This is a genomic window from Psychroflexus aurantiacus (assembly GCF_010820555.1).
Lineage (GTDB): Bacteria > Bacteroidota > Bacteroidia > Flavobacteriales > Flavobacteriaceae > Psychroflexus > Psychroflexus aurantiacus.
The window spans coordinates 474,141-488,789 of record NZ_JAAIKD010000001.1 but is presented as its reverse complement, the minus strand read 5'-3'; the positions used below and the strand labels follow the sequence as shown (position 1 = coordinate 488,789).

The window sequence follows — 14,649 nt, the reverse complement described above, 5'->3', positions numbered from 1 at the left end:
AATTTTTTGGTTTGAATGCAAACACCTTAAAGTGGGTTTTTCTTTTTTCTCTGGCGCTTCTGTGGGGAAGTTCCTTTATCCTGATCAAAAAGGGTTTGGTGGGCCTGTCTCCACTGCAGCTCACCTGCCTCCGCGTCCTGATTACCGGGATTTTCCTGGGACTCATCGGCTTTAAAAAAATAAAGCAAATCCGGAAGTGGCAGTGGAAGTGGATTGCGGTTTCTGGCTTTATCGGGACCATGATTCCCACCCTGTTATTCTCCTATGCTGAAACGGAAATCGATAGCGCCATTGCGTCTATTCTGAATTCGACAGTACCTTTGCTGGCGCTTGTGACCGGGATTCTGTTTTTCAGCAACCGGTTTATCAAAAAACAGTTTATAGGCGTTGTGATTGGGCTTGCAGGTTCTGTACTTCTCATTTTAGCAGGCGCTTCGCTGAATCCCAATCAGAATTACTGGTTTGCCGTTTTACCGGTGATAGCTTCCCTGATGTATGCCTTCAATGCCAATATCATAAAATCCTACCTGGAAAAAATTTCAGCGCTGGGTATCGCTACGGGTTCTTTTTTGGTACTGACTCCCTTCGCCCTCGGCCTATTAGCCTTTACAGGCTTTTTTAACGCAGAATTCCTCGCCCAAGACGCCGTGCAGACCTCCTTGCTTTATGTGACGATCCTGGCGCTTATGGGAACCGCCCTGGCTAAGATCATTTTCAACAGGCTTATTCAATTATCCAACCCTGTATTTTCCACCTCGGTGACTTATCTTATTCCTGTGGTAGCTTTGTTCTGGGGGTACCTGGATGGAGAGGAGTTCAATCTTTTCCAGTTAGCTGCCGGAGGCGTGATTCTCCTGGGGGTCTATATTTCCAACCGGAAGACCAAAGAGAAAAAGGCTGAAGTCCTGGAGGAGGCTTAGAAGCCTTTTTTGGTTGCCAATGGGCACACAGATTTTCCGGTTACACCCTTGTTTTTCTATGCTAATTCTTTGGCAAAACCTCTATTTATTAATAGTAATGGAATTTCTCTTTTATTTCAAAAATGGAATTCTGGGGACATATTTATTTTTCTTTCTGCGTTGACTTTTCCGGACGTTTAGAAGAATCAAAACCAAATTATACAGGTAAAGCAATTTTAATACGGATCCGACCAATGAAAAATCCATCACTAAGACCGGTAAGGACTTTAAAGCGTTAAAATTTAAGGGTATATAGGATCCTTTGGATGCTATCATCAAAAGCATAAAAAAGTCAGAGTCCAGGTAATCTGAAAGCTTATTATTTTCTTTCCCGTATCCTCAACTCCTTTTATTTTTTCTCGTTTTAGAATCCACATCACCGTAGGTATAATGATGCCCAGGAAGGGCTGTATAAAGACGCTAAGCGCACTTAAATTCATAAGCGTTAAATAGCCTTTGTCTTCCACCTCTGCCCATTCTAAGAGGTCGTCCGGGCTTACGCCAAGCGCCCGGGTCAGTTTAATCAAGGTATCCCCCCGAGGAACGGATTCCCCTTTTTCTATTCTTTGAATCGTTCTTAAACTCAATTTTGATTCTTCTGACAATTGCTCCTGCGAAAATCCTTTTCGGGTCCTTAGATCTTTAATTTTTTCTGCTAAGTGTTGATTTTTCATGGTTTTTTTAGGTAATGGTTCGAGGCAAATTTATCTGGAAGTCTAATTCAGTCTTGCGTCACTAGGGTGACAATCTTACGACAAACTTGTCTTTATACAGTAAAAACGCTTTATTATGGACTTCGCTAAGGTTTTCTGGAGGAAAATCCACTGGGAATTTCGAGTGGTTTATTTTACTTCTTTTCTGCTGTTTGGGTTGTTTCTATGCTCAATAATTCATTTAAAGTTTCTTGAGGTATTAACCATAGGATGATTCCCACACCACCGATTATTAGAATCCGTTTTAAAATACGTATGTAATCTTCTGATTTGGTTTTCAAAAATTTTATCATTGAGATTATTCCGATTATGAGCAAAATCGGAACTCCTAATGAGTAATATGCATTAAACGGCCAATACATTAGAGACCATAAAATGCCTAAAATCGTAATTCCTAAGCCGAAACCCAATCCGATAGTGCCAAGTATCCTCCATTTTGAAATGTATTTGAAAGAATATCGTTTAAATATTTTTTTGAAGCGGATATTATTGAAATAAGCAAAACTGAAGTAAATATAGAATAAACTTAAACCCATTATTGACAGTATAAAAATGGGATTAATACCATTCCCTAAAATAAATTTATATGCTATTGAAATCGCTGCAACAGTTCCTAAAATCAGTTCGATTTTTCTCATGTACTTGAAAAAATGTTTTAATGCGCAAAACTCATTATCTCCGTTCAAAAATATACTTTTATTAGAACAGTTAGGATATCGGTTTTTTCTTGCCTTTTTCAGGAGCAGTTTAGGCCCTTAAGGCTAGTAGCCCTCCTTCAGGAGAAGGTCATCACCAGACCGGAGGTTTGGGTTAACGATAATCGTAAAGAAATGTATCGCCATACTTCAAGTCAGGAGCAAACAAAATCCCCCTAAATCTTTATGAACGTATTTAGGGGGAAGTGGGTAAACGATAGGTGACTTCTTTACTTGAATTTGAGCACCGGCGACCGGCCTTTTTTGAAGATTCGATGTCCGGCGGGCTTGCCAGACCTTAGGCGTTTTTGCTCTTCGTATGGCAACTTTATGATGTCCTGGCAGGCGTCGGAGCAACAGCCTTCCATCGTTTTCGCGCAGTCCTCACACTGGATAAACAGCAGGTGACAGCCGTCGTTGGCACAGTTCACATGGGTGTCGCAGGTCTTACCGCACTGATGGCACTGGGCAATCACGTCGTCTGAGATTTTCTCGCTGCGGCGGTCGTCAAACACGAAATTCTTGCCGAAGAATTTGTTTTCCAGGTTCTGGTCTTTGACCTGCCTGGCGTACTCGATGATGCCGCCTTCCAGCTGGTAGACTTTTTTGAAGCCTTTGTGCTTGTAGTAGGCGCTGGCCTTTTCGCAGCGGATCCCTCCGGTACAGTACATGACCAGGTTTTTGTCTTCTTTGTGGTCTTTCAGATCTTCCTCGATGATGTCCAGAGACTGTCTGAAGGTATCCACATCGGGAGTGACCGCGTTCTTGAAATGCCCGATCTCACTTTCGTAATGGTTGCGCATATCCACCAAAACCGTGTTGGGATCTTCGATGAGTTCGTTGAATTTCATCGCATCCACATGCACGCCTTTGTCAGTCACATCAAAGCTGGAATCGTTCAGCCCGTCGTGAACAATTTTGGGTCTGACTTTTATCTTGAGTTTTAGAAAAGCTTTAGCGTAGTGTTCGATGGCGATGTTGAGCCGGACGTCTTTTAAGAAATCGATGCTGTCCAGATAGGTTTTGAAGGCCTCAAATTTTTTGGCCGGCACCGACAGCTGGGCGTTGATGCCCTCGTGAGCCACATAGATACGCCCCAGAACGTCGAGCCGGTTCCAGTGGATAAACAGATCGTCTCTAAAGGCTTTGGGATCTTTGAGCTGGTGGTACTTGTAAAAAGAAAGGGTAAGACGTTCCTCGCCAGCTTTTTCAATAAGCTGTTCCCTTTCTTTTGAACTTAGTTTATTGTACAGTTGCATGCTATACTAATATTTGGTTTAAAAGAAATGATGAATAAAAGTGCAAAGGTAAGAAATTTGATATTTATGATATCCGATTTCTGATTTAAGAAGGATGATTTGAAACTAAGAATCTTGTTTTGAGATAGACTTATGCTGATGGTTAACACCCTTTGCCTATCGGCATTGTGCATTCCTCTCTCCTGATAATAATCGAGATCGTCGGATGCAAGGAGGGAAAAAGTTACAATTATACTTAAGGTTTATTATTTCCAGTGTGTTTTTCTTCCCTTGAGGGAAGATCAAGCTGGGTGTTTAACCCACCCAGCTATGGCAAAGCGGTGTAAAAAATATCTGATCATTCGTCATGCCTAATCACGTTTTAGGCCTGTCCCCTCGAGCCTTTCGGCTTCCACCTGAAGTGCTGTGAACAGGCTTGAGTCGAGAGGTCTTTTCCCAGGTCGGTCTCGACTGCGCATGACCTGACAATAACTTTGATCGACGAGAAAATACCTATTCTTCAATCCTCAATCTCCAATCTCCAATCCAGGATTAGTCTGGAAACACCGCGATAAACACCTCCGCATTAGAGTGTTTCACCTGTTCTTTTAAATGGTCAAGCGTCAGTTTTCCGATTTTATACTGAAGCTGCTTTTGGGTGCCGCAAAGGATACGCTCTTTAAAACGAAAAGGCTCCAAATCTTCTCTAGCGTAGGAAGAGATGTAGACTTTGATAAGTTTTTCCGGATCAAACACAACTTCAGGAGTTTGAGACTCAGGTTCAGGAATGCCTTTACGGACTTTCGAATACGGATAAGCGTAGCCTTTGAGCAGGGAAACCAGATCTGAAAGCACGGCACTGGCCGTCGGGATGCTCCCGGCTCCTTTGCCCTGAAGCAGGTGCTGATGTGCAAATTCGGCATCGATCTGCACGGCGTTATTTTCAAAGTCAATGCCGGTGATGGCTTCAGAAGTCGGTATAAACTGGGGGGCGACGTAGGTTTCAAGCCTTCGGTCTTCCATCCTGGAATGCCCGATTAATTTTATGCTCAGGTCTTTTTCCCTGGCAAATTCAATGTCTTCCGGTTTGACATGCCGAATGCCCAGATTTAAAATATCCTCCGGGGCATGCAATACCCCAAAGCCATGGTAATTTTTGAGTATCAGTTTGAATTTGGTATCCCAGCCGTCGATGTCCAAAGTCGGGTCAGATTCTGCAAAACCGTGGTTTTGCGCATCGGTGATGATTTCCTCGAAGGGCTGCGGATTTTGAAACAAGCGCGTCAGTACATAATTGCTGGTGCCGTTGCTTATGGATTTTAAAGCGGTTAACGCATCATAACCGAAGGATTCCTCCAGGGTTCGTATCACCGGGATACTTCCGCAAACGGCGGCTTCGTAAAGCAAACTGACGTTTTGCTTTTGTGCCAGAGTGATGAGTTCCTCAAAATGCTCGGCCAGCATTTTTTTGTTGGCCGAAACCACATGTTTCTTTTGGATCAAGGCCTGTTTTACGATGTGAAAAGCGGCATCCGCATCATCGATTAGCTCCAGAACCACGTTGATATCCTCATCTTCCAGAATATCTTCTGCGGCATAGCTAAATTGACTGGAGTCGATGGATCTCGGTTTATCTTTATTTTTGACGACGATGGTTTTTAACTGAATTTCAGGACTGGGTTTTTTCTTGAGCACATGGTATATTCCAGAGCCCACGCTGCCAAATCCAAATAATCCAATACTAAGCTGTTGTGGCATGGGTTATAGTTTAAAGTGTTTTTGTAATACGGATTTAATGCGGTCCACTTCTATCAAAAAGCCGTCATGACCGTAGGTAGAATCGATAATCTCCAGGGCCGAATCGGGGATGTGCCGGGCCAGGAATTCCTGCTCTTCCACGGGAAACAGAAAATCGCTTTGAATGCCAATCACCAGGGTTTTTGCCTGGATTCCGGATAACGCCTTTTCGCAGCCTCCCCGCTTTCTTCCCACATCATGACTGTCCATAGCTTTGGATAAATACCAGTAAGCTTTGGCATCAAAACGCCCGGAAAGCTTTTCACCCTGATACTTTTGATAGGAAGAAGCCCGGAAGTGATCGGTGGTATTGTCCTGATCGATTTGCGACATCTGGTAAGTCCGGTAGTTTCTGTAACTCACCAAAGCCACGGCCCTGGCAGCTTCAAGCCCTTTTTTACCGGCCTCTTTTTTGTTTCCAAAAAAGGTGGCATCGGCTTCAATGGCCATACGCTGGGTTTCATTCAGGGCAATGCCCCAGGAAGAATGCCTGGCACTGGTAGCCAGCAGGACCAGATTTTTGATTTTCTCTGGTTTCTGAATGGCCCATTCCATCGCCTGCATGCCCCCCATGGACCCTCCCAGGAGGTACTGAATCTCGTGGATTCCCAGATGTTCACTTAAAAGATCCAGGCTTTTTGAAATATCCCGAATGCTGAACTTTGGAAAATCCAGGCCGTAGACTTCCCCGGTTTCCGGATGCAAGCTTTGAGGACTGGTACTCCCGTAGGAGGAACCAATCGTATTGACGCAAATCACAAAATACGTATCGATATCAATACCATTTTTCTTATCGAAAATGCCCGGCCACCATTCTTCGGGATGTGCATTGGCGGTTAGGGCATGGCATATCCAGATCACATTGGAACCATCCGCATTGAGCTGGCCTAAGGTGTTATAAGCCAGCGCAAGCTCAGGTAAGCTCTGCCCGTTTTCGAGTTCGAAAGGCTGTCGATACGTAAATAGTTTAGGCATAGACTTCCTCGGTGTAAGCTGATTTTGAAATGTGGTATTCGATTGGTGTCGCCTGGCTTAAATTATCGCCGACGGGGCATCTTCGTTTTACGTTTTTCAACAGAAAGTCAATGCTTTCCTGAGTGGCATTGGTGACGAAGTCGATACTCACCTCCAGCGACTGAAAGCCGGCCCGGCCTTCCTGGCTTAGTCCCAGGAATTTATCGGCCTCGATATTTCCATTGATATTAATAGTAAAATCATAAAGTTTGACCCCCAATTCTTTGGCCACCAAATTGATGACCACATTCAGACAGCCTGCGTAACCTGCCAGCAAATATTCTACCGGATTGGCGGCCAGATCCAGACCACCCAGTTCGTGGGGCTCGTCCACTAAAAAGCTGAATTGTCTTGAAGTGCCTTTATATAAAGTTGAATTGATACTGGATCCGTTTATTGAAAAGTTTGATAAACTCATGGTATTTAATTTTTAAAGTTTTGAAAATGCCTGTTCTAAATCAGCGATGATATCGTCTATATGTTCTATCCCTACTGAAACCCTGAGAATTCCCGGAAATACGCCGGAGGCTTTTTGCTCCTCGTCGTTAAGCTGCTGATGGGTGGTCGAAGACGGGTGAATGATCAAAGTCTTTGCATCCCCCACATTGGCGGTATGGGTAATAAGTTCTAATGAATCTACCAGCTGGTCTGCATCTTCCACGCTGCCTTTGAGCTTAAAGGATAGTACAGCTCCGAAACCATGGCGCAGGTATTTTTTGGCATTTTCATGATAGGGCGAGCTTTCCAGCCCGGGGTAATTGACATATTCCACTTTGGGATGTTTTTCCAGGTGTCGGGCCAATTTCAAGGCATTTTCAGTGTGGCGTTCGGTTCTGAGGGATAAGGTTTCCAGACCCTGAAGCAGTAAAAAGGAGTTGAACGGGCTAATGGATTGCCCGAAATCTCTCAGGCCTTCCACCCTGGCTTTTATGGCAAAAGCTACGTTAGGGAGACCCAAAGGGTTGCCTTCGCCAAACACCTCCCAGAATTTCAGGCCGTGGTAGCCTTCAGAAGGTTCTGTGAATCCGGGGAATTTTCCATTAGCCCAGTTAAAGTTTCCGGCATCTACGAGCACGCCGCCAATGCTTGTGCCATGCCCGCCTATCCATTTGGTTGCCGAAGAGGTTACAATGTTGGCCCCATGTTTTATCGGCTGGGCAATCGCTCCCCCGGCCCCGAAGGTGTTATCCACAATAAGCGGGATGTCATGCTTCTGTGCAATTTTGGCAATGGCCTCAAAATCCGGAATATTGAATTTTGGATTACCGATGGTTTCCAGATAAATCGCTTTGGTTTTATCGTCGATTAAGGCTTCAAAAGAATCCGCCTCATCGCCGTTGGCGAAGCGGGCTTCTATGCCGAGTTTCTTGAAGGTGACATTGAATTGGTTATAGGTTCCGCCGTACAGAAACGAGGTGGAAATAAAATTATCTCCGGCCTGCAGAATGGTCGATAAAGCCAGAAACTGGGCGGCCAGACCGGAAGAGGTCGCTACCGCCGAAACCCCGCCCTCTAAGGCAGCGATGCGTTTTTCGAACACATCGGTGGTGGGATTCATGATTCGGGTATAGATATTTCCAAACTCCTGCAGCCCAAATAATTTTGCGGCATGTTCAGAACTTTTAAATTTATAAGAGGAGGTCTGGTGAATAGGTACAGCAATGGAACCTGTGGTTGGATCGGCTTCCTGGCCGGCGTGAAGTTGTAAACTTTCAAATTTTAGTGTAGACATTTGTATGAATATTAAAGGATTATAAAATGGACTGACTCGATAGTTCTTCAGAAATGAAGACGTGAGTTATAAATAAAATGAGGGAAGTGAGCCTATGCGCACATACAGAAAAAGCACGACACAGGCATGCGCATTCGCATAGATCGCGAGCACAAAGACCATGAGGTTACGAATTCAAAATTGAAAAAACGGGTAAAAGCGGTGTTTAAAAAATACAAGTTCATTTCCTTATAATTTATATGTCCCTTAGTGGGCAGGAATTAGCACCTTTCAACACTTTGTTGAGGTTGCCGAGGGTCGTAGAGCCTGTCTCTTACCTCTTCTTTATAAATCATACACCGAATTGTGGCAGATGATACAGCAAATCTATAGCAAACTTTATAAATAGCAAGCTGATAAAAGCAGAATTATGTTAAATATTCTTAAAATGAATGGCTTCGGGTTTTGGAAATAAAAAAAGCCCCGTTCGCAGGGGCTTTTTTAAAAGGTTGTAAAAAACAACAAGGTTTGGCTAATTCGTTGTTATACATTTTTAATTTTTCAATCAATCAAAAATTAAACAACGTCAGCCCCCGTCGATTTTACAACTGCACACCGTCATAAATGAGACCGAAATCCCATTCATACTGGTAAAAGATATCTTTCTTAAAAACTTCAAATACTGTCGTTTACTAATGAAGATGTTTATTTACTTAAATGGTTGCGTCACGGAGGTCAAAATAATTAAAAAGAAATACTATTTTTACATAAAATGAATTCAATAAAAAAACATGGCAAAAGAAAATAGCGAGAAAGATGCAAAGTTAAAAGCACTCCAGTTGACTTTGGATAAGCTTGATAAAACGTATGGTAAGGGGACAGTTATGAAAATGAGTGATCAGGCTGTACAGGATGTGGACGCCATTTCTTCGGGTTCCTTGGGTTTGGATCTGGCGCTTGGCGTTGGCGGCTATCCCAGAGGAAGAGTTGTAGAAATCTACGGACCGGAATCTTCAGGTAAAACCACCCTCACGCTTCATGCTATTGCAGAAGCGCAAAAAGCCGGAGGAATAGCTGCGTTTATAGATGCTGAACATGCTTTTGACAGGGCTTACGCCAAAAACCTGAACATCGATATAGATAACCTGATCATATCCCAGCCAGATCATGGGGAACAGGCTCTGGAAATTACCGAGAACCTGATTCGATCCGGAGCTATCGATATTATTGTGATTGACTCCGTAGCTGCTTTAACACCAAAAAGCGAGATTGAAGGAGAAATGGGAGATTCCAAAATGGGACTTCACGCCAGACTGATGTCTCAGGCCCTCAGAAAAATGACGTCTACTATTAGTAAAACCAATTGTACGGTGATTTTCATTAATCAGTTGAGAGAGAAAATAGGAGTGATGTTTGGAAATCCGGAAACGACAACGGGTGGAAATGCACTTAAATTCTATGCTTCTGTAAGGCTGGATATCAGACGTTCCACGCAGATCAAAAATGCGAATAGTGATGTCATGGGTAACAAAACCCGGGTGAAAGTGGTCAAAAACAAAGTTGCTCCTCCATTTAAGATGGCAGAATTTGACATCATGTATGGTACGGGAATTTCCAAAGTCGGAGAAGTTATCGACATCGGCGTGGATTACGAAATCATCAAAAAAGCAGGCTCCTGGTTTAGTTATGAAGACACCAAGCTCGGTCAGGGTCGGGATGCTGTCAAAACCTTATTGCTGGACAATCCTGAACTGATGGACGAACTGGAAGAAAAAATCGTAGCCGCGATCAAACTGGCCAAGTCTGAAGAATAAAACAGGCTTCAAACCAAATAAAAAAACCGATGAAAATTTCATCGGTTTTTTTGACTAAATCTATATTTTTTTACGCAACCTTATTTATAATGTATCATCTAAAATTAAATATGCACCCTCAATGAAATACCTAAGTCAATTCTTTATAGCCTGTTTGATAGGTTCACTTTTTTTTGCAAGTTGTGACTCCGAGGATGATACTTTTTTTCAATCTACAGAAGTTTCTCCCATATTAGCAGCTAACATACCAGATACCATGCGGGTTGGTGAAGCCTATGTTTTAGAAATCACGTACGAAAAAAAGTCAGATTGTCACAGGTTTTCAGGCTTTGAGGCTGAAATACAGCAGGATAGTTTGTATTTTGTTCGCGCAATAACTATATTCACTCAGAAAGGTGGCATTAGTTGTATACCGGAAAATGAAGGCGTACCAAGAGAAGTTAATTTTAACAACGGATTTGAATCTGACTTCACGTTCAAATTCTTAACCGCTAACGATAGCCTTGGACAGCCCGTTTTCATAGATAAAAAAGTGATTGTGATAGAATAAACACCTATGAAATTAAAGAACCTAATCAAACGTTGTAAGCAGAATGACCTGTCGTCACAAAAGCTTTTGTATGAGATGTTTGCCGAGGTTCTGTTTAGTATTTCTTTAAAGTATTCCCGCAATTATGCCGAGGCTGAAGATAATCTGCAGGATGCCTTCATCACGATTTTCGAGAATGTACATCAGTTTCAGCACAAGGGTTCTTTTGAAGGCTGGTTAAAACGCATTACCATCAACATTTGCCTTCAGCGCTACAGAACTCAAAAGGTATTTGAGCTTGTGAATGAAAATGCCCTCAAAGCGGAAGAGATTTATGTAGAAGACGAAAGCTACACCCTTCCATTTTTATTGAATTGCATACAAAGTCTGCCCGACCGATACAGAATGGTGTTTAATCTGTATACGCTTGATGGGTTTTCACACAGAGAAATTGCTGAAAAACTTTCCATTTCGGAAGGCACATCCAAATCAAACCTGTCCAGAGCGAAGGAAATTTTAAGAAAAAAAATAGTAGAAGCCAGTGGAGGAGGGAATTATTCCTATAAAATCGATCAGAATTAAATGAAATCTTCTAAATCCATAGAACGCTTGTTTCAGGAGGGCTTAAAAGACCTCCAGGCTTCGCCGTCTCCAAAAGTCTGGAATGGCATCGAAGCGAAATTAACTGGAAAAAAACAGTCCAGAAGAACCCTTCCTTTCTGGTGGCAGGTCGCTTCCGTGGCAGCGGTGGTTCTTATTTTCAGTTCTATCGGAGCTTTTTATTACCAGTCCTCCGTTTATAAACCATCTATAAGGTTTAAGACGCCTGTAAATTTCACATCCTCCTCTTTGGAACTCATTCCAGCCCGGTATAGGTTTTCATCGGTTAATGAACGCTTATCGGAAATTGAAACCGCTATGGAAAGCCGCCTGGCTTTTCAGTTTTCAGAGTCGGAAACCAATAATTCAGTTTTAGCAAGCCTTGTTTTAAACCCGGAACCAACAGACCCGAAAGCAGGTCTTGCAGCAAAACCAAAAACTTCAGGAAGCTCGCTTTCCACAGTCAGCCAGTTGAACGGGTTATCAGTAAACTCATTGTCAAAAGCCTCCATGGCCTCCACACTCATCAGTACTGACGAAGAGGAATACACCACCGACCGGAAACCATCCTTGTTTGATGCCATAGAAGCAAACAACCGTTTAGCTGGTGAAGAAAACAAGTCCATGCAAAGACCCTGGGCAATTCAGCCCAATGTCGCTCCTGTTTTTATGAATTCGTTTAGCGGAGGAAATCCAATAGCACCGACGCTCCTGGGAAAAACAACCAGCAATCCCAACCTGTCTTACGGGGTGAATGTTGCCTATGCTATCAATAAAAAGATCAAAATACGAACAGGGATTAACCAGGTCGCCATGGGTTACAACACGCAGGATGTCATTTTATCCATCTCTTCTTTCAAAGGGGAACGTTTGATAAATAACAATATCCAGACCCATCTCGCCGGGGACGTCTCCCTGATTTCTGCAAGCCCTTTTGGGAATATGCAATCCAGAACGCTATCCAGTTCCCTGGTCCCTTCCAATTTAAATCCTATTGGGTCCATCCATCATGAAATGGGCTTTCTGGAAGTACCTCTGGAAGTGGAATACGCATTAATAGATAAGAAACTTGGCGTTCATTTACTGGGAGGAGCCAGTACCTATGTATTGAACACTAATGAAATCTTTTTCGAAAACAACGGAAGCTCTTCCAGTATTGGTGAAGCAGATAATATCAATGACTTCAGTTTCAGTGCCAATCTTGGTGTGGGTCTGGACTTCAGCTTTTCAGAACGGGTATCCTTAAATTTAGAGCCTAAGTTTATGTATCAAATCAATACCTTTGATAGGGCTACCACCAATTTTGAGCCTTATTTCTTCGGAATTTATTCGGGGGTTAAATTTAAGTTTTAGAAATTTAGCGTTCAAAATTTAGTCGGCCTGTTGCTCATGTAAGTAAAAAAATTAACTTTGTTGGTATGAGAGTAGAAGACTACATAAAAGACCTGTTATACCGTTACGAATGTGTGATCGTTCCCGGATTTGGAGCCTTTGTCACCCAAAAAAACACGTCTGCCTATCATGCGGACTCTCATAGGTTTACGCCACCTTCCAGGAAACTGACCTTTAATAAAGCGATTCAAAATCACGACGGGCTTTTAGCAGAAACCATTGCCAAAGGAGAGTCTATGGATTTTGACTCTGCAAAGCACAAAATCCAGCTTTTCGTCAAGGATTTTCAAACGGCTTTACGTCTTGAAAAAGTGATAGACATTCCTCAGTTAGGCCGGTTTAAGCTTGATGAGGAACACAAGCTTTCTTTTGAACCTAATGATGCCACTAACTATTTTGTAGAGTCTTTTGGACTGGCTGAAATGACCCTGGATAGCGTTTCACAAGCCCTGCAGGAAAATGCAGCAGAAGAGGACTCCGGGGTAAAAGTCAGAACGCTGCAAGCTCCGGTTATGGCAGAAGAAACTTCAGAAGTAAAACATCGCAGACCTTATCTAAAATATGCTGCAGTTGGCGTGATTGCTCTAAGCCTTATCGGTTTTGGAGGATTGTACCAGTATAATACCTACGTGATATCACATAACGACGCGGAAGCTCAAAAAGCAGAATCCCTCCTGCAGGATAAAATTCAAAGTGCAGAATTCAGCTATACCTTATCCGAACTTCCTTTAAGCACCACAAAGCTTGAAACTTTAAAACCAAAATACCACATTATTGCCGGAGCTTTTCGAGTCAAAAGCAATGCTATTAGAAAAGTAGAGCTTCTCCGGGCTCAGGGTTATAAGGCTTCGATGATAGGAGAAAACGCCTATGGATTACACCAGGTAGCTTTTGACAGTTACGTGCAAAAAGAGGAGGCCTTGTCTCAGCTTAGAACAATAAAAGCGACCGAAAACCCAGAGGCCTGGTTATATGTCAAGCAACTTTAGGATTGGGTTAACAAGACAAATCCTATCTTTGCAGAAAAATAGACATGGAAGTAAAATATCCTGAAGATTCTAAAACCACACTCACCGATTTAGTTTTACCCAGTGAAACGAATCCACTCAACAATTTGTTTGGCGGAGAGCTTTTAGCGAGGATGGATCGTGCCGCGAGTATTGCTGCAAGACGACATTCCAGGCGTATCGTCGTGACGGCATCTGTCAACCACGTCGCTTTCAATAAAGCCATTCCCCTGGGGAGTGTGGTGACTGTTGAAGCTAAAGTTTCCAGAAACTTCAAAACCTCGATGGAAATATTTATCGATGTCTGGATCGAAGACCGTGAAAGCGGAAAACGGTCTAAAGCCAATGAAGCGATTTATACGTTTGTTGCTGTAGATGATACAGGAAATCCCGTAGAAGTTCCTAAATTGGAGCCGCAAACCAAACTTGAAAAAGAAAGGTTTGATGCTGCTTTAAGACGTAAGCAGTTAAGCCTGGTTCTGGCAGGTAAAATGAAACCACAAAACGCTACAGAGCTTAAAGCTCTTTTTGAAAATAATAAATAAATACTATGTACGAAGTTATTCAGATTGTTCACTCCTATTGGGCTTATTTAGTCGTTTTAGTTTTGGTATTAGCGACTTTTAATGCGATTATCAAAACCCTGGGCAAAAAATCATTTGGCCCGCAAGACTTTAGAATTTCACTGTTTACGCTTATTGTTTCGCATTTACAATTGCTTATTGGCCTGGTCTTATATTTCGTAAGCCCGTATTTCAATGCCTTTTCAGAAGTTGGCATGAAAGGCGTCATGCAGGACAGCACTTTGAGATTATACCTTGTGGAGCACCCATTAACGATGATAATAACGATTGTCCTCATCACCGTAGGCTACAGCAAACACAAAAAGAAGCTGGCTTCCAACAAGAAGTTTAGAACCATCGCTATTTTTTATGCCCTGGCCTTACTGCTTATGCTTTCAAGGATTCCCTGGAAGGCTTGGTTTTAACATAAGCATACCATAACAGGCATAAGAAGCAAAGCTCCCGGAAGCACTTCCAGGAGCTTTGCTTCTGATTTAGGAGGCGTATGCACCTGAATTTAAACGCTGAAGTTTGTTCATGAAATCCCATATAATTTCCTTTCCTAAGTCACTGTGGCAGGATTCAGAGATACAAAAAGCCCTTTAAAATCAATTAAA

The 14,649-nt window shown here is 42.7% G+C and carries 15 protein-coding genes and 1 riboswitch; of the genes, 8 read left to right on the top strand and 7 right to left on the bottom strand.

The window, feature by feature from the left end:
* The first annotated feature begins 11 nt into the window (after positions 1-11).
* Positions 12-920 carry a DMT family transporter gene (locus tag G3567_RS02125; RefSeq protein WP_164003631.1) on the top strand — a complete coding sequence of 303 codons (909 nt, stop codon included), beginning with the start codon at positions 12-14 and terminating at the stop codon, positions 918-920.
* 314 nt (positions 921-1,234) lie between these two features.
* On the opposite strand, the gene G3567_RS02120 is transcribed toward G3567_RS02125, so the two are convergent.
* From G3567_RS02120 to G3567_RS02090, 7 genes are all read right to left on the bottom strand, one after another.
* A complete protein-coding gene (locus tag G3567_RS02120; RefSeq protein ID WP_164003630.1) occupies positions 1,235-1,633 on the bottom strand; it encodes a helix-turn-helix domain-containing protein in 399 nt (132 codons plus the stop codon).
* A gap of 173 nt (positions 1,634-1,806) precedes the next feature.
* Positions 1,807-2,310, bottom strand: a complete 504-nt coding sequence (locus G3567_RS02115) for a hypothetical protein (protein ID WP_164003629.1) — start codon at positions 2,308-2,310, stop codon at positions 1,807-1,809.
* Positions 2,311-2,597: 287 nt separating this feature from the next.
* Entirely contained in the window at positions 2,598-3,626 is a 1,029-nt protein-coding gene (trhO, locus tag G3567_RS02110; RefSeq protein ID WP_164003627.1) for an oxygen-dependent tRNA uridine(34) hydroxylase TrhO, read from the bottom strand.
* 531 nt (positions 3,627-4,157) lie between these two features.
* Positions 4,158-5,363, bottom strand: a complete 1,206-nt coding sequence (locus G3567_RS02105; protein ID WP_164003626.1) for a homoserine dehydrogenase — start codon at positions 5,361-5,363, stop codon at positions 4,158-4,160.
* 3 nt (positions 5,364-5,366) lie between these two features.
* Positions 5,367-6,377, bottom strand: a complete 1,011-nt coding sequence (locus tag G3567_RS02100) for a homoserine O-acetyltransferase family protein (protein ID WP_164003624.1) — start codon at positions 6,375-6,377, stop codon at positions 5,367-5,369.
* Entirely contained in the window at positions 6,370-6,834 is a 465-nt protein-coding gene (locus G3567_RS02095) for an OsmC family protein (RefSeq protein ID WP_164003622.1), read from the bottom strand. The genes G3567_RS02100 and G3567_RS02095 overlap by 8 nt, the downstream gene beginning before the upstream one ends.
* A 12-nt stretch (positions 6,835-6,846) precedes the next feature.
* Positions 6,847-8,148: an O-acetylhomoserine aminocarboxypropyltransferase/cysteine synthase family protein gene (locus tag G3567_RS02090; RefSeq protein WP_164003621.1), complete on the bottom strand. Its 1,302-nt coding sequence runs from the start codon at positions 8,146-8,148 to the stop codon at positions 6,847-6,849.
* 232 nt (positions 8,149-8,380) lie between these two features.
* A riboswitch (SAM riboswitch) is annotated at positions 8,381-8,481 on the bottom strand.
* 437 nt (positions 8,482-8,918) lie between these two features.
* Here G3567_RS02090 and recA point away from each other — a divergent pair.
* The 7 genes from recA (at position 8,919) to G3567_RS02055 (ending at position 14,457) form a co-directional block, all read left to right on the top strand.
* Positions 8,919-9,941, top strand: a complete 1,023-nt coding sequence (gene recA / locus G3567_RS02085) for a recombinase RecA (RefSeq protein WP_164003620.1) — start codon at positions 8,919-8,921, stop codon at positions 9,939-9,941.
* Between the two features lie 121 nt (positions 9,942-10,062).
* Positions 10,063-10,491: a hypothetical protein gene (locus tag G3567_RS02080; RefSeq protein WP_164003618.1), complete on the top strand. Its 429-nt coding sequence runs from the start codon at positions 10,063-10,065 to the stop codon at positions 10,489-10,491.
* A gap of 6 nt (positions 10,492-10,497) precedes the next feature.
* Positions 10,498-11,052, top strand: a complete 555-nt coding sequence (locus tag G3567_RS02075; protein WP_164003616.1) for an RNA polymerase sigma factor — start codon at positions 10,498-10,500, stop codon at positions 11,050-11,052.
* A complete protein-coding gene (locus G3567_RS02070) occupies positions 11,053-12,423 on the top strand; it encodes an outer membrane beta-barrel protein (RefSeq protein ID WP_164003614.1) in 1,371 nt (456 codons plus the stop codon).
* Positions 12,424-12,488: 65 nt separating this feature from the next.
* Positions 12,489-13,451, top strand: a complete 963-nt coding sequence (locus tag G3567_RS02065; RefSeq protein WP_164003613.1) for an HU domain-containing protein — start codon at positions 12,489-12,491, stop codon at positions 13,449-13,451.
* Between the two features lie 44 nt (positions 13,452-13,495).
* Positions 13,496-14,014 carry an acyl-CoA thioesterase gene (locus G3567_RS02060; protein WP_093369373.1) on the top strand — a complete coding sequence of 173 codons (519 nt, stop codon included), beginning with the start codon at positions 13,496-13,498 and terminating at the stop codon, positions 14,012-14,014.
* Positions 14,015-14,019: 5 nt separating this feature from the next.
* The gene (locus tag G3567_RS02055) at positions 14,020-14,457 is read left to right on the top strand and encodes a hypothetical protein (RefSeq protein WP_164003611.1); all 438 of its coding nucleotides are present in this window, start codon (positions 14,020-14,022) and stop codon (positions 14,455-14,457) included.
* The last annotated feature ends 192 nt before the right edge of the window (positions 14,458-14,649 follow it).

Coding starts and splice junctions, on each gene's coding strand:
- G3567_RS02065 (WP_164003613.1), top strand. CDS start 12,489: ATGAGAGTAGAAGACTACATAAAAGACCTGTTATACCGTTACGAATGT.
- recA (WP_164003620.1), top strand. CDS start 8,919: ATGGCAAAAGAAAATAGCGAGAAAGATGCAAAGTTAAAAGCACTCCAG.
- G3567_RS02095 (WP_164003622.1), bottom strand. CDS start 6,834: ATGAGTTTATCAAACTTTTCAATAAACGGATCCAGTATCAATTCAACT.
- G3567_RS02055 (WP_164003611.1), top strand. CDS start 14,020: ATGTACGAAGTTATTCAGATTGTTCACTCCTATTGGGCTTATTTAGTC.
- G3567_RS02070 (WP_164003614.1), top strand. CDS start 11,053: ATGAAATCTTCTAAATCCATAGAACGCTTGTTTCAGGAGGGCTTAAAA.
- G3567_RS02060 (WP_093369373.1), top strand. CDS start 13,496: ATGGAAGTAAAATATCCTGAAGATTCTAAAACCACACTCACCGATTTA.
- G3567_RS02090 (WP_164003621.1), bottom strand. CDS start 8,148: ATGTCTACACTAAAATTTGAAAGTTTACAACTTCACGCCGGCCAGGAA.
- G3567_RS02105 (WP_164003626.1), bottom strand. CDS start 5,363: ATGCCACAACAGCTTAGTATTGGATTATTTGGATTTGGCAGCGTGGGC.
- trhO (WP_164003627.1), bottom strand. CDS start 3,626: ATGCAACTGTACAATAAACTAAGTTCAAAAGAAAGGGAACAGCTTATT.
- G3567_RS02120 (WP_164003630.1), bottom strand. CDS start 1,633: ATGAAAAATCAACACTTAGCAGAAAAAATTAAAGATCTAAGGACCCGA.
- G3567_RS02100 (WP_164003624.1), bottom strand. CDS start 6,377: ATGCCTAAACTATTTACGTATCGACAGCCTTTCGAACTCGAAAACGGG.
- G3567_RS02075 (WP_164003616.1), top strand. CDS start 10,498: ATGAAATTAAAGAACCTAATCAAACGTTGTAAGCAGAATGACCTGTCG.
- G3567_RS02080 (WP_164003618.1), top strand. CDS start 10,063: ATGAAATACCTAAGTCAATTCTTTATAGCCTGTTTGATAGGTTCACTT.
- G3567_RS02115 (WP_164003629.1), bottom strand. CDS start 2,310: ATGAGAAAAATCGAACTGATTTTAGGAACTGTTGCAGCGATTTCAATA.